Here is a 26,460-nt window from a genome sequence, read left to right on the forward strand (position 1 = left end):
GTCGAAATCCAGGTCGGTTTCGATGGCGCGGAAGTGGGTGAGCGCATCCGCCCACGCCCAGCCGGGTAGGCCGGTGTCGAAGTCGCGGGGCAGCGCCCGGCAGAAATAGCCGCCGTTGACCGCACCCGACCCGCCCACCGTGGCGCCCCGCACGATCGTCACCTGGCTGGCCTCGGCTTCGGTGAGCTCGGTCTGGTAGCGGCGAACCAGTTGGCTGGCCACCCCGATCGGCAGCTGCAACCCGTTGGTGGTTTGGGCCAACAACCCGGGATCGGTCAGCCCGACACCGCCCTCCACAATCGTCACCCGGCAATTGGCGTCGGTGGAAAGCCGCTCGGCGACAACCGATCCAGCACTGCCCGCGCCGATGATCAGGACATCGCTGTGGTGCGTGGCGGCCAACGGGGCGGTCAGGTTCTGATCTGCGGTTTGAGCGGGGCGATATTGCGTTCGCGCACTACCCCACTCCACAGGCCGATGCCGTACGCCAAGTCGTCGAGGCGTTTGAGCAACAGGTAGGACACCAGCCCGATCGGTTTGACCTCGCTGTCGGTGGCCCGGGTGTGCCGCAGCCAGTCCACCACGCCGTCCAGGACGGCGGCGATCAGCACCGCCTGCCGGCACCGCCGCGACAGCAGGGCCGCCAGCAGCGCGACCGGCCAGTAATGCCGACAGAGCGCCGACGCCAGCTGCAGCCCCGCCGAGCCGAGCCCGCGGGCGGTCACCACCGCGACGTCCCGGGCGCCGGTGTCCGGGCCGCGCATGGCGCTGGCGATCCGGTTTCCGGTCATGGCGGCGACCGCCGCGGAGAACAGGTAGCCCATCCGCGAGCCGATCGCCATCAGCACCCACAGCACCAGCGTCCACCCGGAGATCACCAGCGGGGCCGTCTTGTCGGGGTGCCGGGCCGACAGCGGGGCCGCGGAACCACCGTAGAAAGCCTTGCGCGCAAACCAATCCCGCAGTACGGTGCGGTGGTCGTGCGCCACCAGCGCGATCGGTTCGTAGCGCAGCCGCGCACCGGCTTCCACCAGCCGCCAACACAGGTCGACGTCTTCACCGGACTGCAGGGTGTCGTCGAATCCGCCGATCTCGCCCAGCGCGGACCGGCGGCAGATGATCGCCGCGCTGGGCACGTAGGACACCGTGCCGTAGGGCACCACCGGCGCCTCCCGGTGGCCCAGGTCCAGTGAGGAGTGCACGGCTTCGTAGCGGGCCACCAGGTGGTCGCTGTGGGTCAGGCTCACGATGCGCGGCGCCACCAGCGCGACGGTGGGATCGCAGAAGTGCCCGAGCAGCGCCTCCAGCCAGCCGCGGCGCGGCACCACATCGGAGTCCAGGAACGCGACGTAATCGGTCTGACACGCCGCCAGCCCGGTGTTGCGGGCGGCGGCCGGGCCGCGCGGCTGCCGGTGGTGCAACACCTCGATGTCGCAGTGGGCGCCGGCGAAGTCATCCTGGCTCACCGGGGTGGCCGATCCGTCGTCGACCACGATGACCCGCAGCCCGCGCAGCGAGGACACCAGGCGTTGTAGGCCAGAACTGTTGTCGCGCACCGGGATCACCACGGTGACGTCGCGGTGCGAGGGTCCCCCGGACGGCCGCGGGTGGGCCACGGTGGCGTCGAGCAGCGTGCGGGCCAGCTGCGCGCTCACCGCGTCGTGCACCTCGAGGCGACCGTCGGAGAGCATCACCTGCGCGTCGGGGGCCAGCCGCAGCAGCCGGGTCGGGGATCCGCCCAGCAGCGCCGAGCCGCGACCCAGCACGCGGACCCGTCGGTCCACCTGCACAGCAAACCCGTCGGGCAGCCGGGTCGGGGTCATGTCAGCATCCCGTCGGCCCCGGGTGCCCAGCCGCTGATGGCCCGGGCGCAGCCAACCACCATCTCCGCGAACAGACGCTCCCCCTCTTCGACGGTCGCCGTGGTCGGGTCCCCCAACACTCCTACCTCGCTCACCGCCGCGACTCCGCCGCGACGCATCGACGGTATCAGCTCGGGCAAGGGGGCGCTGTTTCCCGGACGCCAGCGGTCGGTCCGCACCTCACCCGGTGAAATATGCAGCAATATCGATGTTTCGGTGTGGCCGGCGTGCGCGTCGGCGCCAGCCACCGTGCACGGGCACCAGCCGGCGTCGCGGCCCTCGGCCCGAAGCAGGCTCACCGCCGAGCGCAGCGCCGCCACATTGCCGCCGTGACCGTTGACGAACACCAGCCGCGGCGACCAGCAGCTGGCCGACCTGCCGTACTCCACCAGCAGCGTGGTCAGGGCCTCGGTGCCGATCGACACCGTGCCGGGGAAGCTCTGATGTTCACCGCTGGCCCCGTAGGCGACGGGCGGGGCCACCAGCCACTGCTGGCGCGGGGCGGCCGCGGAGGGGTCGCCGGTCAGGCGCGCCGCCACCGACTGGGCAACCGCGGCGGCGATCCGGGTATCGGTGTCCAGCGGCAGGTGAGGACCATGTTGTTCGGTCGACCCGACCGGGACCAGGAGCGCCGGCGACAGCCCTAGCAGCTGGCTCGACGTCGAGGTGCCGAGATCGCCGTGGACAGCCACTCGCCGATGGTAAGACGAATTCACCTGCCGTGCACCACTTGTTAGCCGTCTGGGTGAATATTTTTCGACGTTCTTAGACTATCGAGCAGCCTGCGGCCCCGTCAGCCACCCCTGCCCCGTCCGTACCAGCCGCCGTGCCGGGCGTCGCGGGGCCGCCCGAACCGCACCGCCGGTGGGCGGTCGGCGGGCTAGGTCGAGGCCGTCCCGCCGGCCGGACCGGCGGGCACGCCGAGCGCCCGGGCAAACCCGTCGGGCACCAAAATGTGGTCGGCGGACAGGTCGTGCACCGACCCGCAGCCCAGCCCCATCAGTGCCGAGTCGATACCGCCGCGCAAAATGTCGAGCACGTTCTCCACCCCGGGCTGGCCGGCCGCCGCCAGGCCCCACAGGTAGGCCCGGCCGATCATCACCGCCCGGGCTCCCAGGGCCAGCGCCTTGACCACGTCGCTGCCGCGCCGGATGCCGCCGTCCAGCAGCACCTCGACCTGATCGCCGACCGCGGCCGCCACCGCGGGCAGCGCGCGGATCGCCGCCGGTGTGCCGTCCAGGTTGTTGCCGCCGTGATTCGACACCGAGATCGCCGAAACACCAGCGTCCACAGCACGTTTGGCGTCGTCGACGCGCATCACGCCTTTCAGCATGAACGGTCCGCCCCACAGCTCACGCAGCCAGGCGATGTCCTCCCAGGTCGGCGGCGGGGTCCCCATCCATTCGCCGTAGGCGTCAAAGAACGGCGGCCCGGCTTCGCCGCGGCGGCCCTGGTTGGGCACCCGCAGCTCCGGTGGGCGCAGATGTTTGCCCCAGCTCCACAGGTAGCGCGGTTTGGTGAGCACTTCCGGGGCCATCCGCAGCATGGTGCGCAGGTTCATTTGCTCGGGGATCTTGGGGCTGCCCCAGTCGCGCCCGTGCGAGAAGGTCCAGTCGGTGGTGGCGATCAGCCCGACCGCCCCGGCCGCGCGGGCCCGCTCCACCCGCTCGGCGATCGCGTCGCGACCGCCCAGCCAGTAGATCTGGAAGAACACCTTGGGGTTGGCGTCGACGACGTCCTCGATCGGCTTACTGGCGAACGAGGACAACCCCATGGCGGTGCCGCGGGCGGCCGCGGCGCGCGCCACCGCGACTTCCCCGTCCGGGTCGATGGCCTGCACACCGGTCGGCGAGATGATCACCGGCAGCGAAACCTCTTGCCCCATCACCGTTGTCGCCAGGTCGCGTTTGGCCGGCGCCCCGACCACGTGCGGGGCGAAACCGAGTTCGCTGAACGCCTCCACGTTGTCGGAGACGGTCACCCCTTTTTCGCTGGCGGAGATCAGCGAGGAGTACGCCGACTTCGGCAGTCGCTTTTTCGCCCGCTGTTGGGCGATGGCGACGGTTTCGAACCAGATGTCACGAGCCATGGATCAGATCGGGCTTTCGTTGCAGAGGCGGGCCGGGGGGCGGGTGGACAGGGTCAGCGGCACCGGTCCGGTCGCGCGCCGGCCGTGCGAGTGGTCGCCGGACGGGCGCGGCTTGTCCCGGTGGCGGGCCAACGCCGGGGCGCCGTAGCCCTGGACGCATTCCGGGTCGGGGCCATCGAGCGGCAGACCGGTGAAGAACTTGGCCGCCATGCAGCCGCCGCGGCACCTGTCGTAGTGGCCGCAGCTGCCGCAGGCACCCGCCGACTGCGGCTCCCGCAGCTCGCGGAACAGCGGGGCGTTTTTCCAGACGTTGTCAAAGCCGCCGTCGGTCAACACGTTTCCGGCCAGGAAGCGGTCGTGGATGGCGAACGGGCAGGCGTAGACGTCGCCCACCGGGTCGATCAAACACACCACCCGGCCGGCGCCGCACATGTTCAAACCGGCGAGGGCACCCGGCTCGCCCAGCCCGGACAGGTGGAAGAACGAGTCCCCGGTCAGCACCCGGTCGCCCTTGGCGACCAGCCAGTCATACAGCTGCACCTGCTGGTCGGCGGTGGGGTGCAGGTCGTCCCACACGTCGGCGCCCCGCCCCGACGGCCGCAGCCGGGTGATCCGCAGGGTGGCGCCGTAGCGGCGGGCCAGCGCGGCGAACTCGTCGAGCTGGTCGACGTTGTGCCGGGTGACCACCACCGAGATCTTGGCGTCGGCGAACCCGGCGGCGGCCAGGTTCTCCAACGCGCGGGTGGCCATCGCGAACGAACCGGCGCCGCGGACCGCGTCGTTGACCTCCGCGGTCGCGCCGTCCAGCGAGATCTGCACATCGACGTAGTCGCTGGCGGCCAGCCGGGCCGCCACCTCGGGGGTGATCCGCACCCCGTTGGTGGAGAACTTCACCCCGACGTGGTGGGCGGTGGCGTAGTCCACCAACTCCCAAAAGTCCGGGCGCACAGTGGGTTCCCCGCCGCCGATGTTGACATAGAACACCTGCATGCGTTCCAGCTCGTCGATGATGTCCTTGCACTGTCGGGTGGACAGCTCACGCGGATCGCGTTTGCCCGACGACGACAGGCAGTGCACGCACGCCAGGTTGCAGGCGTAGGTCAATTCCCAGGTCAAGCAGATCGGGGCGTCCAGCCCGTGTTCGAACTGCTCGATCAGCCGGGGAACCGGGGCAACGGAGGTCATGTGTTCTCCCTGGGAACCAGCATCTGGGAGCCGGCCAGCACGCCGAGGGCATGCAGGTACGGCCCCTGGTCGGACTCGTCGACTCCCGCTGCGCGACAGGCGGATCCGATATCGGGGTGATCGGCCAGCGACTGCACGACGGCCACGATGGTGCGGTTTTTCAGAAACGACAGCTTGCGGGTGCCGAAGTGGTACAGCAGGGCGCCGAACGGCTCGGGCCGCAGCGCCACCTGGGGATGCAGCCGCCAGCCGCGGGCGGGGTCGAACCCGCCCGGGCCCGGCCCCGCCGGCGCGGCAGCAGCGGTCACGGTCAGTAGACCCCGCACATCCCGTCGATGGACACCTCTTCGACCAGGGTCTCGGTCACGAGCTCGGCGGCGGTGTCGTTCTGCTGGTTCTGGTCCATTGCGCTGGCCTTTCGTCACACTGAGTTCGCCAAACCGGTGTTGGCTTGATCACAATCTGGGTAAGAATATGGCATCGAGTGCCGAAACGGAAGAGGGGGTCGGGATGGGGACCGCACCAGGGGCGCGGGTGGGCCGGCGACGGTCCACCACGCCGCACCACATCACCGACGTGGCCATCGACCTGTTCGCCCGGCACGGCTTCGACGAGGTCAGCGTCGACGACGTGGCGCAGGCCGCCGGGATCGCCCGGCGCAGCCTGTTCCGGTATTACGCCTCCAAGAATGCGATCCCGTGGGGCGACTTCGACGCACACCTGCAGCACCTGCGGGAGCTGCTGGAGGCCGTCGACCCCGACGTTCCGCTCGGTGCCGCGCTGCGGGCAGCGCTGTTGGCGTTCAACACCTTCGACGAATCCGAGACCGCCCGGCACCGGCAACGCATGCGGGTGATCCTGCAGACCGCCGAGCTGCAGGCCTACTCGATGACGATGTACGCCGGCTGGCGGGAGGTGATCGCGGCGTTCGTCGCGAAGCGCTCCGGGGCGGCGCCCAGCGACCTGCTGCCGCAGACGGTGGCCTGGACAATGCTGGGGGTGGCGCTCAGCGCCTACGAGCACTGGCTGGCCGACGAAGCCGAATCGTTGCCGCAGGCGCTGGGCAACGCGTTCGACGTGGTGGCCGCCGGCCTGGATGCGCTGGAGTCGCGGTGAGCCCCACCCACCTGGCGGACACCTTCGCCGCGCAGGCCCGCGCCTGCACGGCGTTGGGGTCGCCGATGTACGGGCAGCTGCTGACCCGGATCGTCGAGGACGTCGGGGCGGGCGGCGTGTTCGCCGAGGTGCTGGCGGGCCACGAAACCGATCCGGGCCCGTCGGCGCTGGCGCTGCGGTTGCTCGGCGGCCTGCACCGGCTGGTGCTCGACGGCAGCGCGCCGGCCCTGCGCCGCTGGTATCCCAGCGTCGGCGGCGCCTGGGACACCGCGGCCGCCTGGCCCGACGTGGTGGCCGCCGCGCGCGCTGCGATCACCGCGTTGCGCGCCGCGCTGGACCGGCCGCCGCAGACCAACGAGGTCGGCCGCTCCGCGGCGCTGATCGGGGGGCTGCTGTTTGTGGCGCACCGATTCCCGTTGCCGGTGCGCCTTTTCGAGATCGGGGCCAGCGCCGGACTCAACCTGCGCGCCGACCACTATCGGTACCGGTACCCCGGCGGGGTGTGGGGTCCGGCCGACTCGGCGGTGGTGATCGACGACGCGTGGCGCGGGCGGCGGCCGCCCGAGGCGCCGCTGCGGATCGTCGCGCGGCACGGTTTCGACATCGCCCCGATGGACGTCGCCCGGGCCGACGACCGGCTCACCCTGCTCAGCTACGGGTGGCCGGACATGCCGGGGCGGGGGCAGCGGCTGCGCGGGGCGATCGAGATCGCCCGCCGGGTCCCGGCCCGGCTGCAGCGGGTGTCGGCGGCCGAGGCCGTCCGCGGGCTGCGGCTGGCCCGCGGCAGCCTGACCGTGCTGTGGCATTCGGTGACCTGGCAGTACCTCACCGCACGCGAACAGGCCCAGGTCACCGCCGCGGTCACCGCGCTGGGCGCCCGCGCCGACGCCGACGCCCCGCTGGCGTGGCTGAGCCTGGAGCCGCGGCGCCGCACCCCCGAGGCGGCGCACGAATTTTTGGTGTCGGCCCGGTGCTGGCCGGACGGCGGCGACGAAATCCTGGGCGTCAGCGCGCCGCACGGCCCCCCGGTGCGCTGGGACTAGGGTTGCGCTTCCCGCGAGTGTGCGTGTCCCCGGTCGACACGCCGCACAGATTCCCGGGTCTGCGCACGCTCGCGCCCGGCAAATCGGGAAAATCCGCGTCAGATCCGCCCGCCGCCGCGACGATAGAGGGGTGAGCACGATCCGGCGTCGGACCCGCCGACCGGAACCGAAGGAGTCGTCATGAGCGAGCCGACCGCGCAAGGCAACGCGCCCACGGCGCCCCGCGCCGCCGCCCTGCCCTACCTGGCCGTCACCGACGCGCGGCGCGCGCTGGACTGGTACACCGACACTTTCGGCGGCACCGTCGTTGGGGAGCCCATTGTGATGGACGACGGCCGGGTCGGGCACGCGGAGCTGGCGATCGGCGACGGCGTGCTCTATCTCGCCGACGAATACCCCGAGTTCGGTCTGCGGGCACCGTCCGCGGACGCGATCTCGGTCAGCCTGATGCTGCCGGTGCCCGACACCGACACCGTCCTGCAGCGGGCGCAGGACCGCGGCGCGCAGGTGCTGCGCGAGGCCTACGACAACTACGGCAACCGCAACGCCACCATCGCCGACCCGTTCGGGCACCGGTGGATGCTGGTCGGCCCGATACCGGAAGCGGCTGCCACGATCCAGCACGGCGACATCGGCTACGTGTCGGTGTGGACGCCCGACGCCGACCGGGCGGCGGCGTTCTACGGCCAGGTGCTGGGCTGGACGTATGACCCCGACTCGCATCAGGTGACGAATACCGATCTGCCGACGGGTATCTTCGCCGCCGGCGAACTCGCCACCCTGTTCTGCTGCTATGCGGTCGCCGACCTGGACGCCGCCCGGCACGCCATCGCCGAGGCGGGCGGCAAGCCCGGCCAAACCTACGACTTCGACCACGGCGCCGTGCTCAACGCCACCGATCCGCAGGGTGGCCCGTTCGCCGTCTATCAGTCCTCCGGCGAGCAGAAACGCCCGACGCGCAACGGATCCCGGCCCGGTGAACTGTCGTATGTCACCTACCACGTGCCGGATTCGGCCGGCTTCCGGGATTTCTACGGTCGGGTGTTGGGCTGGACCTTTGCGCCCGGCAACGTCGACGACGGCTGGCAGATCGCCCCGGTGCATCCGATGGCCGGCGTCGCGGGCGGCAGCCCGCAGCCGCTCACGGTGCCGATGTGGACGGTCGCCGACATCGGCGCCGCCGTCGCGGTGGTCCGGGCGGCCGGCGGCACCGTGCTGCAGGGACCGGTCCGCCAGCCCTACGGGCTGACCGCCGAGTGCCTCGACGACCAGGGCGGCCGGTTCTACCTGGGCGAACGGTAACGCGAGCAGACGCAGAATCGCACGCGAGCGGCACCTGCGATGCGATTCTGCGTCTGCTCGCGATCCGGGCCGCGGCCCGGCACGGTAGTCTGCGCCGTGTGCCCGACTCGCCGTATCTGACGATCGATCTCGGCCGGGTGCGCGAGAGCTTCCGCGCGCTGCGCGCCGCGCTGCCCGGCGCGGAGATCCGGTACGCGGTCAAGGCGAATCCGGCCGAGCCGATCCTGCGGCTGCTGGCCGCGCAGGGCGCCGGGTTCGACGTCGCCTCCATCGGCGAGATCGACGCCTGCATCGACGCCGGAATCGCCGGCGCCCTACAGACTTTCGGCAACACCGTCAAAAAGGCGTCCGATGTGGCCTACGCCTGGTCGGTCGGGGTACGGCGGTTCGCGGTCGACACCGACGACGGGCTGGCCGCCCTCGCCGCGCACGCCCCCGGCGCACACGTAGAATGCCGTGTCGCGCTGCCGTTTCCCGCCTCGGTGACGCCGTTCGGCGACAAGTTCGGCTGCACACCCGACGCGGCGGCCCGGCTGTTGACCCGGGCCCGGCAGCTCGGCCTGCACCCGGACGGGGTGGCGTTCCACGTCGGCTCCCAGCAGCTCGACCCGAGCGCCTGGGAACTCGGCATCGCGCACGCCGCCGACATTTTCGCGGTGGTGGGCGGCCTCAGCACGCTCAACGCCGGCGGCGGCTTCCCGATCGGCTACACCACCGACGCCCCGGACCTGCCGGCCATCGCCGGCGTGATCACCGCGGCACTGACCCGCCACTTCGGCGCGGCCGCACCGCGTCTGGTGGTCGAACCCGGCCGTCTGCTGGTGGCGTCGGCCGGCACCCTCCGGTGCGAGGTGGTGGCGGTGCGCACCGGAACCGACGGTCGCCGCTGGGTGTATCTGGACGTCGGCCGCTACGGCGGGCTCGCCGAAACCGAGAACGAGTACATCCGCTACCGGCTGCGCACCGACCGGGACGGCGACCCGCTCGGCGACGCCGTCGTCGCCGGACCGACCTGCGACGGCGACGACGTGCTCTACCAGCGTTACCCGCTGCCGATCAGCTTGGCCGCCGGTGACACCGTCGCCATCGACGCCGCCGGCGCCTACACCGCAAGCTACGCGAGCACATCGTTCAACGGGTTTCCCCCGCTGCCAACACATTTCCGGGAGGCACCCGATGCAGTCCGGACCGGGTAGCCGCTTCGCCGGGCGCCACGTGCTGGCCGAGTTCCGCGGGCTGGACCCGGCGCTGGCCGACGACGTCGCGCAGCTGCGACGCATCCTGGGCGAGGCGCTGGTCAGCGCCGGGGCCACGGTGTGCGACATGATCGACAAACGCTTCGAACCGCACGGGGTGACCGTCGTCGCGATGCTGACCGAATCCCACGCCTCCATTCACAGCTACCCGGAGCGCGGCGCGATGTTCGTCGACGTGTTCACCTGCGGCGACACCGCCGACGCGGAGCTGGCGGTGCAGCTGTTGAGCAAGCAACTGGCCGCGGCGCACAGCGACATTCGGACGGTGTATCGCGGGGCGGGCACCGAGATTGTCGAGCCGATCGCCCCGGGCCTGACCCGCAGCTGGCAGCTGTCCGACGTGTTCTGCGATGTGCACACCGAATACCAGCACCTGGTGATCGGCCGAACCGCCCAGGGGGTGGCCCTGTTCAGCGACGGGGAACGCCAGAGCACGGCGTTCAGCCAGCTCGTCTACCACGAGGCGCTGCTGGTGCCGGCGTTGCTGTTGGCCCCCAGGCTGGATCGGGTGCTGATCATCGGCTCCGGCGAAGGGGTGGTCAGCCAGCTCGCGGTGCTGGCCGGCGCGACGCACGTCGATCACGTCGACATCGACCGCGACGCGGTCCGGTTATGCGCCGAGCACCTGCCCTACGGCTACTCGCCCGACGAATTGCGCCGCGCCGAAAGCGGACTCGGGCCGGTCACCGTGCACTACCGCGACGGTTGGGGGTTCGTCGCGGACGCCACCGAGCCCTACGACGTGGTGGTGGTCGACCTGCCCGACGAGCGCGCCGAACCCGCCCAGCACAACCGGCTCTACGGCGTCGACTTCCTGCACCGATGCCGCGACCTGGGTGGCGTCGTCGTCGGCCAGGCGGGCTGTCCGACGCTGTGGCGCAACGAAACCCTGCTCCGGTCGTGGCGACGCTTCCACGACACGTTCGGCACCGTCGTCTACTTCGGCAGCGATGAGCACGAGTGGGCGTTCTTGTCGGGTCTCGCACACCCGCACGACGATCCGGCCGCGGCCATGCGGGCTCGGCTGGCGACGCTGCCCTACCGGCCCCGCACCATCGACGCCAAAGCGCTGGAGGCCGCGATCATCGCGCCGCACTCGCTGCGCGCGGAATAGCCGCTCACAGGATCGCGACCCCGACCACCATGCCGAGCGCGAACTGCGCCGCGGCCACGGTGAGCACCTCGTTGCGGTACTGGTCGGACTCGAACAAGGCGTCCATGCCCACCCCGATCACCAAGGCCGCGATCCGCATCATCCCGACCTGCGCGGCAATCCCGACCAGCCCGTACACCGCGGTGGCGATCAGCCCCTCGGCCAGCTTCCCGTACGACGAGTAGATCGCCACCACCACGATCAGCGCCATGGACACCATCCCGGCGGCGGCGACGATGATGGCGTTCGGTTTCCCCGCGGCGACCATCTTGCGCAGCGGCCCCGGCGTGGCCAGGTCGATGGCTTGGAACCCGACCATCATCAGCACCAGCCCGACGATGGCGTACAGCACGATGGCGCTGACCCCGCGACCCAGGGAGCTCCAATAGTCGGGCTGCAGTGCCACGATGGATGCGGTCATCGATTCGACTCCATTCATTTGGGGATGCGGTGCGGGATGAAAGCGGCGCCGTTGTCGGTGATCAGCCCGGACGTTTCCCGAATGCCCAGCCCCGCCGACGAATCGCCGACGATCCAGGCGCCCAGCGCCGGCCGCATGTCGTCGAACTGCGGCAGCGGGTCCAGGAGTTGGTAGACGAAGCCTTCCTCGCCGTAGACGCCGCCGGTGGCGGTCTCCATCCCGGCGCCGACGACGGTGATGTTGGCGCCTTCCCGCCCCAGCTTGGGTTTGCGGACGTATTCGGTGAGTTCGTGCGGGTCGTCCAGGTAGGCGGGCAGCAGGTTGGGGTGCCCGGGATACATCTGCCACAGCACCGCCAGGATCGCCTTGTTGGACAGCAGCGTCTTCCACAGCGGCTCGATCCACATCGTGGTCGGCAGTGTCTCCACCGCGTGTTTGCCGAACTCGTCGTCGAGCACCCACTCCCAGGGATACAGCTTGAACATGGCGTGGATCGGCCCCTCCTCGAGGTCGACGAACCGGTCCAGCGCGCTGTCCCAGCCGACGTCCTCGATCGTCAACCCGACCGTCTCGAAACCGGCCTCCGCCGCGGTCTCCTGCATATAGGTGGTGGTGATCTGGTCCTCGCCGGTCCATTCCGCACCCGTCCACGAGAAATGCAATTCGTTGGTGGGCAACAGTTCCCGCACGGCTTTCCAGCGCTCAACCAGCTGGTCGTGCAGCGAATTCCACTGGTCGTCGTCGGGGAATCGGTCGGTGAGCCAGTGCCACTGCAGGATTGCCGCCTCCAACAACGTGGTGGGGGTGTCGGCGTTGTACTCCAGCAGCTTGGCCGGGCCCCGCGCGTCGTAGCGCAGGTCGAAGCGCCCGTACACGTGCGGATCCGAGCGGTACCACGATTCGGCGATCGGCTGCCAACTCCATTCCGGCAGACCGAAGTCCGCGTAGCGCTCGGTGAGCACCACCTGCTCGACGGCGTTTAGGCACATCGAGTGCAGCAGTTCGACGTCGGCCTCTAAGGCCAACACCTCGTCCATGTCGAATTCGTAGTACACCGACTCGTCCCAGTACGGCCGGTCCGCACCCGCCGCGTCGCGCGCCGGGGTGCCATAGACCAGGCCCTGGGATTCCACGATCGCCGGCCAGTTGCGCCGGGGCTGGATCCTAACGCGTTTCATCGGTCACGAGCCGGTGCTGCCGCCGATTTTGCTGCCGAAGCCGCCGCGGTGAATGGTGGTGCCGGACTTGGTTTTGATCGTCGCCCCCTTCGGCGCGGTCGTGGTGCCGCCCACCGGGCGCGACCCGATGCCACCGGAACTGCCGTAGTAGTAGCGGTACTGATGCCCGCCGTAGTAGAAGAAGCCGTTGAGGCCGCCGCCGTGGCCGGTGCAGTAGCTGTCCTCGACGATCACCGGCTGCCCGGACGGGTCGTCGCGGACGCATTGCGCGGTGACCCGGCTCGGCGACAGCGCCCAGTACCCGAGCGCGGCGACCACCCCGACCACGCCGACCACGGCCGCCCCGCCCATCAGTCGGCTGTTGCGCTCCCGCCGTTTGGCTTCGGCCGCCTGCCGCGCCTCCTCCAGCTCCCGCTGTTTGCGCAGCGCCTTGTCGCGGGCCCGGGCCTCGGCGACGGTCGGCGGGCGGGGTTGGGTGCTGTCGGCGTCCTGAAAGCGCATGCTGCCGCCGGAGGGGTACTGCGGTGGCTGCTCCGCGTACGCCGGCGGCTCGGCGCCCGCCGGTGTCGTCGCCTCGTCAGGCCGGTCGTCCCCCGCCGGTGGATCTTGGTTGGACCCCACTCCCGCTCCTCGAATCCGGTCCTGTCCCCGTCGCGGGCAGTCTCCCACACCCGGATCGGCCGCGATCACCCGGACAGCCGGTCGCGGCGCAGGCTAGCCCAGCACGTCCGAGATCGGGGCGCCGGCGGCGATTTTGGCGCGGGTCTTCATCACCTTGGCCGGCATCCCGCCGCCGACCACCCCGACCACGACGCCGTCGCGCTCGTAGTAGGCCAAAAACTTGCGGCCGTCGTCCTCCACCAGGTGCACGGTGTCGGTGGCGTGCGGCTCGCCCAGACACTGGATCTTGACGTCGTACTGGTCGCTCCAGAAGTACGGGACCACCACCTTGGGTTCGGTGTCCTGGCCCAGCAGCGCGGGCACCACCACCCGGGCCTGTTCGGCGACGTTGCTCCAATGCTCCACGCGCACTTGGTGTCCGGCCGAGTCCCGCCACGACGCCACGTCGCCGAGCGCCCACACGTTGGGGGCGCTGGTGCGTCCGGCGGCGTCGCAGATCACCCCGTTGTCGACCTCGATACCGCTGCCGTCCAGCCATTCGGTGGCCGGGCGCGACCCGATGCCGACCACCACCAGATCGGCGGGCAGTTCGGCGCCGTCGGTCAGCACCACGGTGTCGACGTGGTCGTGGCCGCGGACCTCGGACACCCCGACCCCGGTGCGCACGTCGACCCCTTCGGCACGGTGCAGCCGGGTCCCCAGCCCGCCGATCTGCTCGCCGAGCACCGAGGCCAGCGGCGCCGGCTGCGGCTCGACCAGCACCACCGCCACCCCCAGCGCCCGCAGGCTGGCGGCCACCTCGCAGCCGATGAACCCGGCGCCGATCACCACCGCCTGCCGCGCGGCCGACGCGTGCCGGCGCAGCGCCAGGCCCTCGTCGAAGGACCGCAGCACCCGGATGCCGTCCAGGTCGGGGAAGGCCGGGATGCGCCGCGGCACCAGCCCGGTCGCGATGACGAGCTCGTCGTAGCCGAGCACCGCCCCGTCGGCCAGCGTCAGGGTTTGCGCGGCGGTGTCAATACCGGTGGCGGCCGACCCCAGCCGCAGCGTGATGTCGTTCTCGTCGTAGAACTCGCGCGGTTTGAGCGTGGTGTCGTCGACCCCGCTGTGCAGCACTTCCTTGGACAGCGGGGGCCGGTCGTAGGGCAGGTGCACCTCGTCGCTGACGATGGTGAGCGGACCGCGGTAGTCGGCCCGACGCAGTTGCTCGGCGGTGCGGGCGGCTGCCAGCCCCCCGCCGACGATCACGATGCCATGTGTGGGTCGGTCCCCCAACGCGCTACTGGTCACCTGGCGTTTCTACACGATCGCCGCGGGCCGTGGGTGACCACCCGTCCGCCCGGCCGGGGTTTGTCGGTGTTTGATTGCGCCTGGCGGCGCCCATATCGTGGGCCTATGCCGTACTTCGCCGACCCGGTGGCCGCGGCGGCGTCCGGCGGCGACCGGGTGCAACGGCATCCCCGGGCCCGGCACTACGTGATGACCCCGCCCACGTTCTTCGCGGTCAGCTACGAGATCAACCCGTGGATGGACACCGCGGTGCCCGTCGACGCCGCGGTCGCGATGGCCCAGTGGAAGCAGCTGTACGACATCTACCGGGAGCTGGGCCACACCGTGGAGGTGGTGGAGCCCGTCGACGGTCTGCCGGATATGGTCTACGCCGCCAACGGCGGGCTGGTCATCGACCGGACCGCGATCGTCACCCGGTTCAAATACCCGCAACGCGCCGGCGAGGCGGACGCCTACCGGCAATGGATGGTGGCCAACGGGTATCGACCGGTGTCCACCCGGCATGTCAACGAAGGACAGGGCGACCTGTTGCTGGCGGACGGAAAGCTGTTGGGCGGCACCGGTTTCCGCACCGATGTGCGCGCCCACGGCGAAGTCGCCGAGATCGTGGGGATCCCGGTGGTCAGCCTCGAATTGGTCAACCCGCACTTCTACCACCTGGACACCGCGCTGACGGTGCTGGACGACAGCACCATCGCCTACTATCCGCCGGCGTTCGGCGCCGACGCCCGCGCGCGGTTGGCCGAGTTGTTTCCCGACGCGATCGTGGTCGCCGACGCCGACGCCAACGTGTTTGGGCTCAACGCGGTCTCGGACGGCTACCACGTCATCCACCCGGCCGCCGCGGTCGGCTTCGCCGCTCAGCTGCGCGCGGCCGGCTTCGAGCCGATCGGGGTGGACGTGTCCGAGCTGCTCAAGGGTGGGGGCGCGGCGAAGTGTTGCACGCTGGAGCTGTATTCGTAAGCGGGCGTGGCGTCAGTACTTCAGGACGCCCTTGTCGACCGGGATCTGGGCTCCGGACAGGGTTCCGGAGCCGTCCCCGGCCAGCCAGGCCACCACGTCGGACACCTCGTCGGGGGTCATGAAGCCCTGCGGCTGCAGCGGCATCGGGGCGAAGCTGTGCACATAGCTCGGGTGCTCGGCGAACACCTTCATCATGGCGTCCGGCTCGATCATCGGGGTGTCCACCGAGTACGGGTGAATCGAGTTGACCCGGATCCCGAATTCGGCGGCTTCCAGCGCCAGCGTGTTGGTCAGCGCCACCAACCCGTATTTGGTGGCCGCGTAGTGACCGTTGCCGGGGGTGGCCTTCAACCCGGCCGACGAACTGACCACGATCACCGAGCCGCCGTTGCCGGCGTCGATCATCGCGGGCAGCACCGCGCGCACGGTGCGCCAGGTGCCGCTCAGGTTGACGTCGACGACGCTGTTCCACTGGTCATCGGTCAGCTCCCACAGCCGGCCCCAGCTCAGCACGCCGGCGTTGGCGACCAGGATGTCGAGCCGGCCGAACTGCTCGACGCCGTCGGAGACCAGTTGCCGCAGCGCCGCGTCGTCGCGAATGTCGACCTCGCGGGCCAGCACCTTGCGGCCCTCGGCTTCCACCGCCCGCACCGTCTCGGCGAGGTCGTCGGCGGTGGCCGCCGGGTAGGTGATGGTGTCGGACACCGCGGCGCAGATATCGGAGGCGATGATGTCGGCGCCCTCGCGCGCCAACCGCACCGCGTGCGCGCGTCCCTGACCGCGGGCGGCGCCGGTAATGAAGGCGACCCGACCCTGCAAAGCACCGTTGGTGGTCACCCGGTCAGGCTAGCAGCCGGAATTGGAACGTGTTCTAGCAACTGCCCTGACTCGTCGCGGGCCGTCGGGTGGTGCCGCTGAAATCGACGTCTGGATTGACACTCAGCCCCGAAAATCGGGGGGTTTGCGCCGTATACGCGTCGATCTCAGCAGCCGCATCCGCCCGAAACGCCAGACGGCGCCCACCCGTGCGGGTGAGCGCCGTCTGCGTTGCGATCGAACTACTTGATGATCTTGGTGACCCGGCCGGCGCCGACGGTGCGGCCGCCCTCACGGATCGCGAACCGCAGCCCCTCGTCCATGGCGACGGGCTGGATCAGCTTCACGCTCATCTCGGTGTTGTCACCGGGCATCACCATCTCGGTGCCCTCCGGCAGCGTCACCACACCGGTCACGTCGGTGGTGCGGAAGTAGAACTGCGGACGGTAGTTGGTGAAGAACGGCGTGTGCCGACCGCCCTCGTCCTTGGACAGGATGTAGGCCTGGCCCTCGAACTCGGTGTGCGGGGTGGTGGTGCCGGGCTTGACCACGACCTGGCCGCGCTCGACGTCCTCACGCTTGATACCACGCAGCAGCAGACCGACGTTGTCACCGGCCTGACCCTGGTCAAGCAGCTTGCGGAACATCTCCACACCGGTGACGGTGGTCTTGGTGGTCTCGTTGCGGATGCCGACGATCTCGACTTCCTCGTTGACGTTGATCACGCCACGCTCGACACGACCGGTGACCACGGTGCCACGACCGGTGATGGTGAACACGTCCTCGACCGGCATCAGGAACGGCTTGTCGGTGTCGCGGACCGGGTCCGGGATCGACTCGTCGACCGCGGCCATCAGCTCCTCGACGGACTTGACCCACTTCTCGTCGCCCTCGAGCGCCTTGAGCGCCGACACCCGGATGACCGGGGCCTCCTCGTCGAACTCCTGGGCGCCCAGCAGCTCGCGGACCTCCATCTCGACGAGCTCCAGCAGCTCCTCGTCGTCGACGGCGTCGGACTTGTTCAGCGCGACCAGGATGTAGGGCACCCCGACCTGACGGGCCAGCAGCACGTGCTCGCGGGTCTGCGGCATCGGGCCGTCGGTGGCGGCGACCACCAGGATCGCGCCGTCCATCTGGGCGGCACCGGTGATCATGTTCTTGATGTAGTCGGCGTGCCCCGGGGCGTCGACGTGGGCGTAGTGCCGCTTGTCGGTCTGGTACTCCACGTGGGAGATGTTGATGGTGATACCGCGCTGACGCTCCTCGGGCGCATTGTCGATCTGGTCGAATGCGCGCGACTCGTTCAAATCGGGGTACTTGTCGTGCAAAACCTTGGTGATAGCCGCGGTCAGTGTGGTCTTGCCGTGGTCAACGTGACCAATGGTCCCGATGTTGACGTGCGGCTTCGTCCGCTCGAACTTCGCCTTCGCCACTTGTGTGTCCTCCTGGACTGTAGGTGCTGAGTTACAGCAGGGTTGATCTTTTCAGTTATGCCACCGTAGCGGCCAGGACGAACTACTCGCCCGTCGCCTTCGCGATGATCTCCTTCGAGACCTGCGCCGGAACCTCGGCGTAGGAATCGAACACCATCGAGTAATTCGCCCGGCCCTGGGTCTTCGACCGAAGGTCGCCGACGTAGCCGAACATCTCCGACAACGGCACGTGCGCCTTGACGACACGCGCACCGCTGCGCTCTTCCATGGCCTGGATCTGGCCACGGCGGGAGTTCAGGTCGCCGATCACGTCGCCCATGTAGTCCTCGGGCGTGGTGACCTCGACGGCCATGATCGGTTCCAGGATCACCGGCTGCGCCGCTGCGGCAGCCTTTTTCAGCGCCTGCGAACCGGCGATCTTGAAGGCCATCTCGGACGAGTCGACGTCGTGGTACTGACCGTCGAGCAGGGTGACCTTCAGGTTCACCAGCGGGTACCCGGCCAGCACGCCGTACTGCATGGCGTCCTGCGCCCCGGCGTCCACCGACGGGATGTACTCGCGCGGGATCCGGCCACCGGTGACCTTGTTCTCGAACTCGTAGGTCGCACCCTCCTCGCCGACGAACGGGTCGAGGTTGATGATGACCTTCGCGAACTGGCCCGACCCACCGGTCTGCTTCTTGTGGGTGAACTCGACGTTTTGCACCGAGCGCTTGATGGTCTCCTTGTAGGCCACCTGCGGCTTACCGACGTTGGCCTCGACCTTGAACTCGCGACGCATCCGGTCCACCAGGATGTCCAGGTGCAGCTCACCCATCCCGCCGATCACGGTCTGGCCGGTCTCCTGGTCCAGGTGCACCTTGAAGGTCGGGTCCTCTTCGGCGAGCTTCTGGATCGACAGCGACAGCTTCTCCTGGTCGCTCTTGGTCTTGGGCTCGATCGCCACCTCGATGACCGGGTCCGGGAACGTCATCGACTCCAGCACGATCTGGTCGTTGGGGTCGCACAGCGTGTCGCCGGTGGTGGTGTCCTTCAGCCCGATCATCGCGTAGATGTGCCCGGCCGACGCGGTGTCGACGGGGTTCTCCTTGTTGGCGTGCATCTGGAACAGCTTGCCCAGCCGTTCCTTTTTGCCCTTGGTCGCGTTGATGACCTGCGCCCCGGAGTCGACCTTGCCGGAGTACACCCGCACGTAGGTCAGCTTGCCGAAGAACGGGTGCACGGCGATCTTGAACGCCAGCGCGGAGAACGGCTCGTCGGTGCTGGGCTTGCGGGTGATGATCTCGTCTTCTTTGCCCGGCACGTGACCCTGCACGGACTCGACGTCCAGCGGCGAGGGCAGGTAGTCGATGACCGCGTCGAGCATCGGCTGCACGCCCTTGTTCTTGAACGCGCTGCCGCACAGCACCGGGTACAGCTCGGAGGCCACCGTCAGCTTGCGGATCGCGCCCTTGATCTCGGCGACGGTCAGTTCCTCACCGCCCAGGTACTTCTCCAGCAGCGCCTCGTCGGTCTCGGCGACGGCCTCCAGCAGCTGGTTGCGGTAGTCCTCGGCCTGCTCGGCCAGCTCGGCGGGGATCTCGGTGACCTCGTACTTCTCCCCGAGTTTGGTCTCGCCGCGCCACACCTTGGCGTTCATCTCGACCAGGTCGACGATGCCCTCGAAGTCGCTCTCGGCGCCGATCGGCAACTGGATCACCAGCGGCTTGGCGCCCAGGCGCTCCTCGATGGTGCGCACGGTGAAGTAGAAGTCGGCGCCGATCTTGTCCATCTTGTTGACGAAGCAGATCCGCGGCACGTCGTACTTGTCGGCCTGGCGCCACACCTGCTCGGACTGCGGCTCCACACCCTCTTTGCCGTCGAACACCGCGACCGCGCCGTCGAGAACACGGAGCGACCGCTCCACCTCGACGGTGAAGTCGACGTGGCCCGGGGTGTCGATGATGTTGATCTGGTTGTCGTTCCAGAAGCAGGTCACCGCCGCGGAGGTGATGGTGATCCCGCGCTCCTGCTCCTGTTCCATCCAGTCGGTGGTGGAGGCGCCGTCGTGCGTCTCACCGATCTTGTAGTTGACGCCGGTGTAGTACAGGATCCGCTCGGTAGTCGTCGTCTTACCGGCATCGATGTGCGCCATGATGCCGATGTTGCGGACCTTGCTCAGGTCGGTCAGCACGTCCTTCTGTGCCACAGAAGTCTTCCCACTCTTTCGGTTACTAGGTTGCTGTTATCGCCGGCGGCGGCCACGGTCGGTTGTCGCCGGCACCGCCAGCGACGGACATCACCAGCGGTAGTGCGCGAAGGCCCGGTTCGCCTCGGCCATCTTGTGGGTGTCCTCACGCCGCTTGACGGAGGCCCCCAGGCCGTTGCTGGCGTCGAGGATCTCGTTCGCCAGCCGCTCGACCATCGTCTTTTCCCGGCGCTGCCGCGAGAAGCTGACCAGCCAGCGCAGCGCCAGCGTGGTGGAGCGCTCGGGCCGCACCTCGACCGGCACCTGGTAGGTGGCACCACCGACGCGGCGGCTGCGCACCTCCAGGGAGGGCTTGACGTTGTCCATGGCGCGCTTGAGGGTCACCACCGGGTCGGTGCCGGTCTTGTCCCGGGCTTGTTCGAGCGCGCCGTACACAATGCGCTCGGCCAGCGATTTCTTCCCCTGCAGCAGCACCTTGTTGACCAGCTGGGTGACCAGTTGCGATCCGTAGACCGGGTCATTGACCAGCGGACGCTTCGGCGCGGGCCCCTTGCGCGGCATTAGCTCTTCTCCTTCTTGGCGCCGTAACGGCTGCGAGCCTGCTTGCGGTTCTTGACACCCTGGGTGTCCAGCGAGCCGCGGATGATCTTGTACCGCACACCGGGCAGGTCCTTCACCCGGCCGCCACGCACCAGCACCATCGAGTGCTCCTGCAGGTTGTGCCCCTCGCCCGGGATGTAGGCGGTGACCTCGACCTGGCTGGTCAGCTTGACACGCGCAACCTTCCGAAGCGCCGAGTTCGGCTTCTTAGGGGTGGTGGTGTACACGCGCGTGCACACGCCCCGACGCTGCGGGCTGCCCTTGAGGGCCGCGGTCTTGACCTTGGCGATCTTGTCGCGGCGACCCTTGCGGACCAGCTGCTGAATGGTTGGCATCTACCAGCTTCCTGTGTTGTGCGTTGGACGTCTCTATCCGGCTTCAAGTCTGTGTACTGCAGTTATGTCCGGCCGCGTTACCCCGCGTCCGGGTGTGTCGCATGCGCCGGTGACGGACTCGCTCCGTTGCACACTGGACATGCGAATTGGCCCGGCGTGCGCGTCTTATGTCACCAAACGCGCCGCAAGCGGCCAGGCACGAGCTACCACAATACCCGCCGCCACTCCGGCAGGTCAAAGCAGCGGCCGCGGCGCTATTCGGCGGCTCCCCGACCGTACCCGGCGGCGGCGAGTTCGGCGGCGGCGCGGGTATCCGGTTGCTCGACGCGCCACCGCGGCAGCGCCTCCGGTGCGGCCCGCTGCATCCACTTGACCAGGCCTTCCCGGACCACGTAGCGCAACCCGGACAGCGCGTCGGAATCCGCCGCGCTGATCAGCGCCCGCACCCGCAGAAATCCGCCGACGGCAGCGAACACCTGCAGCGAGCCGATCTGCCCATCCCAGTGATCGCTGTGCGCCAACAGGCGCTCCAACTCGGCGCGCATCGCATCGATCGGGACGGTGAAGTCCACGTCGAACTCGACGGTGCCGAACAGGTCGGTCGCGTTGCGGGTCCAGTTCTCGAACGGGGTCGTGGTGAAGTACGTGGTGGGCAGCACCAGGCGGCGCTGATCCCAGATCTGGACCACCACGTAGGTCAACGTGATCTCCTCGATGCGGCCGAACTCGCCTTCGATCAGCACCACGTCCCCCACCCGGATCGCGTCGGAAAACGAGATCTGCATCCCGGCGAACACCGCGCCCAGCGAGGTCTGGGCGGCCAGACCGGCGACCACCGAGAGCACGCCGGCGGACGCGAACATCGTGGCGCCGATCTGCCTGAACGACGGGAAGGTCATCACGGCCGCGGCGACGCCGAGCAGCACGACGATGGCGATCACCAGGCGCCGCAGCGTCATGACCTGGGTGCGGATCCGTCTGCGCCGCCGGTCGGCGTCGGCCATCTGACCGAACCGGGCGATGACCCGCCGCTCCGCCACCAGCAGCAGGCTGGCCACCAGCCAGGTGATGACACCGATGATCACGATGTGCAGCAGGTGATCGATCCACGGACGCCAGGACCGGGCCGGGTCGACCGTCGCGTCCACCGCGAGATTCGCCGCGATCACCATCAGGGTCGCGCGAAACGGTCGGCGGGTGAGCTCGGCGAGGTCGTGGATCAGGCCGCTGCGCCGGCCGAGGCGGCGCAGGACCCACGACACCGCCCAGCCCAGCAGGTACGCGGCGACGACGGCGCCGACCAGCCAGGCCAGGATCACGGCAAGGTGGGTGACGGATTCGAGCTCGAACTCCTCGGGCATGGGTGATCAGCTCCGCGGGCCGGGTTCAGATGCCCCACCGAGTTTACAGAAATCCCCGGATTCGTCAGGGGCGGCGGTTACTCGCTGCGGTGCTGCAGGCCGGTCGCCAGCCGCAGCACCATGTCGGAGAACACCGCGTCGGTGTCCAGCCCGTCCATCACGCCGGTCATCTCCAGCAGCACGAAACCGTGCATGGCCGACCAGAACTCCAGCGCCGCATAAAACGCCTCGTCGCCTTCCAACCCGTAGGACGACAGCACGGCGATCACCGGCGCGGCCGCCGCGCGGGTCGCGGCGGTGTATTCGGGGTCGTCGCCGCCCAGCGGCATCCGGGTGAACGCCGAGTACCGCCCGGGGTGGTGGTGGGCGTAGCTGCGGTAGGCGCCGGCCATCACCAACACCGCGTCGTCGCGGGAGCGGCCCTCCCCGACCCGGTTCAGCATCCCGATGATGTCGTCGATGACTCGCATCCGCACCGCGCGCCGCAGGTCGTCGAGGCTGTGCACGTGGTTGTACAGCGACGGGCCCTTGGTGCCCAGCTGCGTCGCCAGGGCGTTGATGGTCAGCGCGTCCCAGCTTTCCCGGTCCAGGAAGGTCAGCGCGGCGTTGACGATGGCGTCGCGGCTCAACTTGACCGAGCGGCCCGGCCCCTTCCCGCCCACGCGCGAGCGGCCGCCCGCTGGCTGCGGTTCTGGCCGTGCTGTCATGGCGGTCGCCCTTCGGTTGCGATGACCGGACGGTCGATCGACGAAGAACTCTAGTTGACGCGGCGGTCCCGTGCGGCAACCGACGCGGACCCCGGCGCGGGGCGCAGGATTCCTCGGGTGAAGTCGTCCGCGCCCGCACCGATGGACGTAGGCTCCCACCGAACGGATCACGAGAGGGGCACAGGCGTGAAATGGAAGACGCTGGGCGCGGCGCTGACCGTCGGTGCGGTGGCCATCCCGTCGCTGCCCGTCGGCACCCCCACCGCGCATGCCAAAAATGGTGATACCCACATCGTCGGGCAGGGCATTGTGCAGACGCTGGACTGCAACGACTCCACGCTGCTCATCAACGGCTCGCAGAACGTCATCACCGCGCTGGGGACCTGCTGGGCGGTGACCACCCAAGGCTCGTCCAACGTCGTCATCGCCGACACCGTCGTCAACGACATCACCGTGTACGGCTACGACCAGACGGTGTATTACCACAATGGTGACCCGTACATCGCCGACATCGGCCGCCAGCTGGCCATGACCAACCGGATCATGCGGGTTCCGACCTAACCATCGAGCAAGGAGGACAAACGGATGCGCACCCATGTCCCGGTGATCGCCGTCGGTGTTGTCGCGGCCGTCATCGGCCTGGCCGGTTGCGGCGGTTCCAAGACCACCAACCCGGAGACCTCGGGCGGCAGCTCGTCGAAGAAGACGACGGCCCAATTCGAGATCGGCGACACGCTCAACTACGGCTCGTTCGGCACCACCGCCGAGTTGGATTGCGCCGACGGCAAGACCCTGGACGTGGGGGGTTCCAACAACACCCTGACCGTCAAGGGCAGCTGTAAGACGGTGCGGGTCGCCGGCGCCGACAACAAGATCACCATCGACAAGGTCGACGAGTCGCTGACCGTCGTCGGGATGAACAACACCGTCACCTACAAGGACGGCGACCCGAAGGTCGACGACCACGGGTCGGGTAACACCGTCAACAAGGGCTGATCTGTGGGCTTCCTTGCGCCGAACGTGCGCTGAGGGCGGAAAAACCGCGGAATCTCCGCCATAGCCGCACGTTCGGCGTCGAGCCGGGTGTGCCGGGGCAGCCGCGGTGTCAGGCCGGGGTGCCGTGCCGGCCGGCGCCGGCGGCGAACCGCTGTGCCCCGGCCAGGGATTCGGTCGCGACCCGGGACAGGCTCGCGAATTCGTAGTCCATCGCCTCGGATTCGGGCATCCCCCACTGGTGCAGCTGCGACATCCGGTCCGACCGCAGGCACTGCTGCGGCAGCGCGGCCAGTTGAGCGGCCAGCTCCTCGGCGGCGGCGCGGGCCTGACCTTTCGGGACGACGCGGTTGGCCAGGCCGAAGGCGTGGGCTTCGGCGGCGTCGACCGCGCGGCCGGTCAGGATCATGTCCATCGCGCGGCTGTGCCCGATCAGCCGCGGCAGCCGGACGGTGCCACCGTCGATCAGCGGCACCCCCCACCGTCGGCAGAACACCCCGAACACCGCGTCCTCCTCGGCGACCCGCAAATCGCACCACAACGCCAACTCCAGGCCGCCGGCGACCGCGTAGCCGCTGACCGCCGCGATCACCGGTTTGGACAGCACCATCCGGGTCGGGCCCATCGGTCCGGGCCCGGTGCGGTGCGCAGGGTTGCCGTCGGGGGTGCCGATCGCCTTGAGATCCGCGCCGGCGCAAAAGGTTCCGCCGTCGCCCCACAGCACCGCGACCGCGGCGGTGTCGTCGCGGTCGAATTCGTCGAACGCGGCGTGCAGCGCCGCGGCGGTGGGCCCGTTGACGGCGTTGCGGGCTTCGGGTCGGTTGAGGATCACCGTGGTCACCGGGCCGTTGCGTTCCACCCGCACCGGATCAGTCATGTTGCCTCCATCGCGTGGTCGCGCCGCTGGCTGAGTTCCGCGGCGAAATCGGTGTAGGCGGCCCGCAGCCGCGCGCCCGGCCAGCCGGGCGGAAGCAGCGCGTCGGGCAGCACCGGGTCGGTGAGCAGATGACGCACGATGGCCGCCGCGACCACAAAGCGCGCCGGGACGTCGTCGGCGACGGCCATGGCGGCGAGCAGCTCCTCGCCGGCGCGCGCCCAGCCCGGCAGGTCCCAGAGCTGCCCGGCCAGCTCGGCCGGCGCATCGTCGCGGGCGGTCAATACCCGCAACCGGGCCCGGACATCGGGTTCCAGCGCGATGTCGAGGTTGTCCGGGCGCATCCACACGCCTTCGCGCAGTTCGGCAAAGCGCTTGTGCTGCAGGGCGGTGCGCAGCGCTGAGCGGGTGCGGGCGTCGGTGCCGACGCTGGTGATCACCAGCGTGGTCCAGTGCCCGCTCCAGTCCCGGGTGCACGGGCGCATGGCGTCGTCCTGGCGGCGTTGCCGGGCGAGCAGTCGCTCCGAGAGCCGGTAGCCGTCGGCGGATCGGATTAGGTCACCGGCGCCGACCATCCGGGTCAGCGCCACCCGCAGCGTCGACTCCTTGATGCCGAAGTCGGCGGTCAGCCGGACCAGTTCGGCCGCGCTGGCCCAGGCCGGGTGGGCGCCGAGCAGCACCGACAGCACCACCGAGCGGGCGGTCATGCGGGCCAGCGGCTGCGACACAGCTACACCTGGGAGGCTTGGCGGCCGTAGTCGCCGAACGGCTCGTCGCGGTGGCGCACCGCGTCCCGGAAGCCGTGCTGCACCGCGTCGGCGACGAACGCGTGCCCCTCGGGGGTGTGCCGGGCGACGCCGTCGAACACGGTGGACACCATCTGGCTGGTGGCCACCCCCTGGGCCAGCAACGCCGAATTGAGCGCCAGCTTGACCATGATCAGCTGGTTGACCGGCATCGCCGCGATCCGCTCGACCAGCCGTTCGGTGCGCTCGTCCAGATCGGCCGGGTCCGGGGCCTCCACGGCCAGCCCCCATTCGGCGGCCTGCGCGCCGGTGATGCAATCCCCGGTCAAAAGCAGCCGTTTGGCGCGTTGGTCGCCGAGCCGGTGCGCCCACAGGCCGGCGGCGGGCACCCCCCACACCCGGGTGGGTGGGTAGCCGATCTTGGCGTCGGCGGCGGCGATCACCTGGTCGGCGTGCAGCGCGATGTCGGTGCCGCCGGCCACGCAGTAGCCGTGGATCTTGACGACGGTCGGCTTGTCGGCGTGCATCAGCGACGAGAAGCCGCGCACGAACCGGCTCATCATCTGGTAGTCGATCATCGGGTCCCACGGCTGGTTGGGCAGGTGGTTGACCGCCTGGGTTTTGCCGTCCAGCACGGTGCCCTTGTAGGTGCTGCCACCCCCGGCCGACGACGACCCTTCGGCGTAGGCGGACAGATCGAAACCGGCGCAAAAGCCTTCGCCGCGGCCCGACACCAGGATCACGTGCACATTGGGGTCCAGGTCGGCGCGTTCGACGAGCGCGGACAGCTCCAGCGGGGTGTCGGCGATGATCGCGTTGCCCTTCTCGGGCCGGTTGAAGGTGATCCGGGCGACTCGGTCGGTGACCTCATAGGTCATCGTTTTGAGGTTGTCGAAGTCGACCGGCCTGATCGCGTGGGTCATTGGCG

At 69.5% G+C, this 26,460-nt stretch carries 29 protein-coding genes; 8 read left to right on the forward strand and 21 right to left on the reverse strand.

Annotated features, from left to right (window positions below):
- From BKN37_RS07845 to mftA, 7 genes are all read right to left on the reverse strand, one after another.
- Nucleotides 1-402: GMC family oxidoreductase N-terminal domain-containing protein (locus tag BKN37_RS07845; protein ID WP_165618303.1), on the reverse strand; the 402-nt coding region annotated here is incomplete at its 3' end.
- 8 nt (nucleotides 403-410) lie between these two features.
- Nucleotides 411-1,823 carry a mycofactocin biosynthesis glycosyltransferase MftF gene (mftF, locus tag BKN37_RS07850; protein ID WP_071024123.1) on the reverse strand — a complete coding sequence of 471 codons (1,413 nt, stop codon included), beginning with the start codon at nucleotides 1,821-1,823 and terminating at the stop codon, nucleotides 411-413.
- Nucleotides 1,820-2,578 (reverse strand): mycofactocin biosynthesis peptidyl-dipeptidase MftE, encoded by a 759-nt coding sequence (gene mftE, locus BKN37_RS07855; protein ID WP_071024125.1) that lies wholly within the window; start codon nucleotides 2,576-2,578, stop codon nucleotides 1,820-1,822. Before mftE ends, mftF begins: the two co-directional genes overlap by 4 nt.
- Nucleotides 2,579-2,742: 164 nt before the next feature.
- The gene (mftD, locus tag BKN37_RS07860) at nucleotides 2,743-3,951 is read right to left on the reverse strand and encodes a pre-mycofactocin synthase MftD (RefSeq protein WP_071024127.1); all 1,209 of its coding nucleotides are present in this window, start codon (nucleotides 3,949-3,951) and stop codon (nucleotides 2,743-2,745) included.
- Nucleotides 3,952-3,954: 3 nt separating this feature from the next.
- Nucleotides 3,955-5,136, reverse strand: a complete 1,182-nt coding sequence (gene mftC / locus BKN37_RS07865) for a mycofactocin radical SAM maturase (protein WP_071024129.1) — start codon at nucleotides 5,134-5,136, stop codon at nucleotides 3,955-3,957.
- Complete coding sequence (gene mftB, locus BKN37_RS07870; protein ID WP_071024131.1) at nucleotides 5,133-5,462, reverse strand: mycofactocin biosynthesis chaperone MftB; 330 nt, start codon at nucleotides 5,460-5,462, stop codon at nucleotides 5,133-5,135. Before mftB ends, mftC begins: the two co-directional genes overlap by 4 nt.
- Nucleotides 5,447-5,542 (reverse strand): mycofactocin precursor MftA, encoded by a 96-nt coding sequence (mftA, locus tag BKN37_RS07875; RefSeq protein WP_071024134.1) that lies wholly within the window; start codon nucleotides 5,540-5,542, stop codon nucleotides 5,447-5,449. The genes mftB and mftA overlap by 16 nt, the downstream gene beginning before the upstream one ends.
- Nucleotides 5,543-5,646: 104 nt before the next feature.
- On the opposite strand from mftA, the gene mftR reads away from it, so the two are divergent.
- The 5 genes from mftR (at nucleotide 5,647) to speD (ending at nucleotide 10,967) form a co-directional block, all read left to right on the forward strand.
- The gene (gene mftR, locus BKN37_RS07880) at nucleotides 5,647-6,252 is read left to right on the forward strand and encodes a mycofactocin system transcriptional regulator (protein ID WP_194074184.1); all 606 of its coding nucleotides are present in this window, start codon (nucleotides 5,647-5,649) and stop codon (nucleotides 6,250-6,252) included.
- Nucleotides 6,249-7,295 carry a DUF2332 domain-containing protein gene (locus tag BKN37_RS07885; RefSeq protein WP_071024138.1) on the forward strand — a complete coding sequence of 349 codons (1,047 nt, stop codon included), beginning with the start codon at nucleotides 6,249-6,251 and terminating at the stop codon, nucleotides 7,293-7,295. Before mftR ends, BKN37_RS07885 begins: the two co-directional genes overlap by 4 nt.
- A gap of 180 nt (nucleotides 7,296-7,475) precedes the next feature.
- Complete coding sequence (locus tag BKN37_RS07890) at nucleotides 7,476-8,597, forward strand: VOC family protein (RefSeq protein WP_071024141.1); 1,122 nt, start codon at nucleotides 7,476-7,478, stop codon at nucleotides 8,595-8,597.
- A 98-nt stretch (nucleotides 8,598-8,695) separates the two neighbouring features.
- Nucleotides 8,696-9,793 (forward strand): type III PLP-dependent enzyme, encoded by a 1,098-nt coding sequence (locus BKN37_RS07895; RefSeq protein ID WP_071024143.1) that lies wholly within the window; start codon nucleotides 8,696-8,698, stop codon nucleotides 9,791-9,793.
- On the forward strand, nucleotides 9,774-10,967 hold the full coding sequence (gene speD / locus BKN37_RS07900; RefSeq protein ID WP_071024145.1) for an adenosylmethionine decarboxylase: 1,194 nt from the start codon (nucleotides 9,774-9,776) through the stop codon (nucleotides 10,965-10,967). The genes BKN37_RS07895 and speD overlap by 20 nt, the downstream gene beginning before the upstream one ends.
- Nucleotides 10,968-10,971: 4 nt before the next feature.
- Here the strand turns inward: speD and BKN37_RS07905 are convergent, their stop codons facing one another.
- The 4 genes from BKN37_RS07905 to BKN37_RS07920 form a co-directional block, all read right to left on the reverse strand.
- Complete coding sequence (locus BKN37_RS07905) at nucleotides 10,972-11,427, reverse strand: DUF350 domain-containing protein (protein WP_071024146.1); 456 nt, start codon at nucleotides 11,425-11,427, stop codon at nucleotides 10,972-10,974.
- A gap of 14 nt (nucleotides 11,428-11,441) precedes the next feature.
- Nucleotides 11,442-12,605 (reverse strand): glutathionylspermidine synthase family protein, encoded by a 1,164-nt coding sequence (locus tag BKN37_RS07910; RefSeq protein WP_071024148.1) that lies wholly within the window; start codon nucleotides 12,603-12,605, stop codon nucleotides 11,442-11,444.
- A 3-nt stretch (nucleotides 12,606-12,608) separates the two neighbouring features.
- Nucleotides 12,609-13,226 carry a hypothetical protein gene (locus BKN37_RS07915; RefSeq protein WP_242657145.1) on the reverse strand — a complete coding sequence of 206 codons (618 nt, stop codon included), beginning with the start codon at nucleotides 13,224-13,226 and terminating at the stop codon, nucleotides 12,609-12,611.
- A gap of 93 nt (nucleotides 13,227-13,319) precedes the next feature.
- Nucleotides 13,320-14,516, reverse strand: coding sequence for an NAD(P)/FAD-dependent oxidoreductase (locus BKN37_RS07920; RefSeq protein ID WP_071024151.1), 1,197 nt, complete (start codon nucleotides 14,514-14,516; stop codon nucleotides 13,320-13,322).
- A gap of 105 nt (nucleotides 14,517-14,621) precedes the next feature.
- On the opposite strand from BKN37_RS07920, the gene ddaH reads away from it, so the two are divergent.
- Nucleotides 14,622-15,479, forward strand: coding sequence for a dimethylargininase (gene ddaH, locus BKN37_RS07925; protein WP_194074185.1), 858 nt, complete (start codon nucleotides 14,622-14,624; stop codon nucleotides 15,477-15,479).
- Between the two features lie 12 nt (nucleotides 15,480-15,491).
- Here ddaH and BKN37_RS07930 read toward each other — a convergent pair whose 3' ends face one another.
- The 7 genes from BKN37_RS07930 to BKN37_RS07960 form a co-directional block, all read right to left on the reverse strand.
- On the reverse strand, nucleotides 15,492-16,316 hold the full coding sequence (locus tag BKN37_RS07930) for a mycofactocin-coupled SDR family oxidoreductase (RefSeq protein ID WP_071024153.1): 825 nt from the start codon (nucleotides 16,314-16,316) through the stop codon (nucleotides 15,492-15,494).
- A gap of 221 nt (nucleotides 16,317-16,537) precedes the next feature.
- A complete protein-coding gene (gene tuf / locus BKN37_RS07935; protein ID WP_071024155.1) occupies nucleotides 16,538-17,728 on the reverse strand; it encodes an elongation factor Tu in 1,191 nt (396 codons plus the stop codon).
- 82 nt (nucleotides 17,729-17,810) lie between these two features.
- Complete coding sequence (fusA, locus tag BKN37_RS07940; protein ID WP_083341658.1) at nucleotides 17,811-19,916, reverse strand: elongation factor G; 2,106 nt, start codon at nucleotides 19,914-19,916, stop codon at nucleotides 17,811-17,813.
- A 90-nt stretch (nucleotides 19,917-20,006) separates the two neighbouring features.
- Nucleotides 20,007-20,477: a 30S ribosomal protein S7 gene (gene rpsG / locus BKN37_RS07945; protein ID WP_071024158.1), complete on the reverse strand. Its 471-nt coding sequence runs from the start codon at nucleotides 20,475-20,477 to the stop codon at nucleotides 20,007-20,009.
- Nucleotides 20,477-20,851 carry a 30S ribosomal protein S12 gene (gene rpsL / locus BKN37_RS07950; protein ID WP_007167812.1) on the reverse strand — a complete coding sequence of 125 codons (375 nt, stop codon included), beginning with the start codon at nucleotides 20,849-20,851 and terminating at the stop codon, nucleotides 20,477-20,479. Before rpsL ends, rpsG begins: the two co-directional genes overlap by 1 nt.
- Before the next feature lie 254 nt (nucleotides 20,852-21,105).
- Complete coding sequence (locus tag BKN37_RS07955) at nucleotides 21,106-22,212, reverse strand: mechanosensitive ion channel family protein (RefSeq protein ID WP_071024160.1); 1,107 nt, start codon at nucleotides 22,210-22,212, stop codon at nucleotides 21,106-21,108.
- 77 nt (nucleotides 22,213-22,289) lie between these two features.
- A complete protein-coding gene (locus BKN37_RS07960) occupies nucleotides 22,290-22,919 on the reverse strand; it encodes a TetR/AcrR family transcriptional regulator (RefSeq protein ID WP_071024162.1) in 630 nt (209 codons plus the stop codon).
- Nucleotides 22,920-23,105: 186 nt separating this feature from the next.
- Here BKN37_RS07960 and BKN37_RS07965 point away from each other — a divergent pair, with 186 nt between their 5' ends.
- Together BKN37_RS07965 and BKN37_RS07970 are read left to right on the forward strand one after the other, a co-directional pair.
- Complete coding sequence (locus BKN37_RS07965) at nucleotides 23,106-23,480, forward strand: DUF3060 domain-containing protein (protein ID WP_071024164.1); 375 nt, start codon at nucleotides 23,106-23,108, stop codon at nucleotides 23,478-23,480.
- Nucleotides 23,481-23,504: 24 nt separating this feature from the next.
- Nucleotides 23,505-23,915: a DUF3060 domain-containing protein gene (locus tag BKN37_RS07970; protein ID WP_071024167.1), complete on the forward strand. Its 411-nt coding sequence runs from the start codon at nucleotides 23,505-23,507 to the stop codon at nucleotides 23,913-23,915.
- Nucleotides 23,916-24,024: 109 nt separating this feature from the next.
- Here BKN37_RS07970 and BKN37_RS07975 read toward each other — a convergent pair whose 3' ends face one another.
- From BKN37_RS07975 to BKN37_RS07985, 3 genes are read right to left on the reverse strand one after another with little or no spacing between them, the layout of a single operon-like run.
- Nucleotides 24,025-24,789, reverse strand: coding sequence for a crotonase/enoyl-CoA hydratase family protein (locus BKN37_RS07975; RefSeq protein WP_071024170.1), 765 nt, complete (start codon nucleotides 24,787-24,789; stop codon nucleotides 24,025-24,027).
- Nucleotides 24,786-25,502, reverse strand: coding sequence for a PaaX family transcriptional regulator C-terminal domain-containing protein (locus BKN37_RS07980; RefSeq protein WP_095407023.1), 717 nt, complete (start codon nucleotides 25,500-25,502; stop codon nucleotides 24,786-24,788). The genes BKN37_RS07975 and BKN37_RS07980 overlap by 4 nt, the downstream gene beginning before the upstream one ends.
- Before the next feature lie 14 nt (nucleotides 25,503-25,516).
- Complete coding sequence (locus tag BKN37_RS07985; RefSeq protein ID WP_071024172.1) at nucleotides 25,517-26,455, reverse strand: crotonase/enoyl-CoA hydratase family protein; 939 nt, start codon at nucleotides 26,453-26,455, stop codon at nucleotides 25,517-25,519.
- Nucleotides 26,456-26,460: the final 5 nt, after the last annotated feature.

The sequence above is a fragment of the Mycobacterium talmoniae genome (assembly GCF_001854525.1).
GTDB classification, from domain to species: Bacteria; Actinomycetota; Actinomycetes; order Mycobacteriales; family Mycobacteriaceae; genus Mycobacterium; species Mycobacterium talmoniae.

Excerpts from the sequence above, each read along its gene's own strand:
- mftF (WP_071024123.1), bottom strand. The coding sequence starts at position 1,823 with ATGACCCCGACCCGGCTGCCCGACGGGTTTGCTGTGCAGGTGGACCGA.
- mftD (WP_071024127.1), bottom strand. The coding sequence starts at position 3,951 with ATGGCTCGTGACATCTGGTTCGAAACCGTCGCCATCGCCCAACAGCGG.
- mftC (WP_071024129.1), bottom strand. The coding sequence starts at position 5,136 with ATGACCTCCGTTGCCCCGGTTCCCCGGCTGATCGAGCAGTTCGAACAC.
- mftA (WP_071024134.1), bottom strand. The coding sequence starts at position 5,542 with ATGGACCAGAACCAGCAGAACGACACCGCCGCCGAGCTCGTGACCGAG.
- mftR (WP_194074184.1), top strand. The coding sequence starts at position 5,647 with ATGGGGACCGCACCAGGGGCGCGGGTGGGCCGGCGACGGTCCACCACG.
- BKN37_RS07890 (WP_071024141.1), top strand. The coding sequence starts at position 7,476 with ATGAGCGAGCCGACCGCGCAAGGCAACGCGCCCACGGCGCCCCGCGCC.
- speD (WP_071024145.1), top strand. The coding sequence starts at position 9,774 with ATGCAGTCCGGACCGGGTAGCCGCTTCGCCGGGCGCCACGTGCTGGCC.
- BKN37_RS07905 (WP_071024146.1), bottom strand. The coding sequence starts at position 11,427 with ATGACCGCATCCATCGTGGCACTGCAGCCCGACTATTGGAGCTCCCTG.
- BKN37_RS07910 (WP_071024148.1), bottom strand. The coding sequence starts at position 12,605 with ATGAAACGCGTTAGGATCCAGCCCCGGCGCAACTGGCCGGCGATCGTG.
- ddaH (WP_194074185.1), top strand. The coding sequence starts at position 14,622 with ATGCCGTACTTCGCCGACCCGGTGGCCGCGGCGGCGTCCGGCGGCGAC.
- rpsG (WP_071024158.1), bottom strand. The coding sequence starts at position 20,477 with ATGCCGCGCAAGGGGCCCGCGCCGAAGCGTCCGCTGGTCAATGACCCG.
- rpsL (WP_007167812.1), bottom strand. The coding sequence starts at position 20,851 with ATGCCAACCATTCAGCAGCTGGTCCGCAAGGGTCGCCGCGACAAGATC.
- BKN37_RS07955 (WP_071024160.1), bottom strand. The coding sequence starts at position 22,212 with ATGCCCGAGGAGTTCGAGCTCGAATCCGTCACCCACCTTGCCGTGATC.
- BKN37_RS07960 (WP_071024162.1), bottom strand. The coding sequence starts at position 22,919 with ATGACAGCACGGCCAGAACCGCAGCCAGCGGGCGGCCGCTCGCGCGTG.
- BKN37_RS07970 (WP_071024167.1), top strand. The coding sequence starts at position 23,505 with ATGCGCACCCATGTCCCGGTGATCGCCGTCGGTGTTGTCGCGGCCGTC.
- BKN37_RS07975 (WP_071024170.1), bottom strand. The coding sequence starts at position 24,789 with ATGACTGATCCGGTGCGGGTGGAACGCAACGGCCCGGTGACCACGGTG.
- BKN37_RS07985 (WP_071024172.1), bottom strand. The coding sequence starts at position 26,455 with ATGACCCACGCGATCAGGCCGGTCGACTTCGACAACCTCAAAACGATG.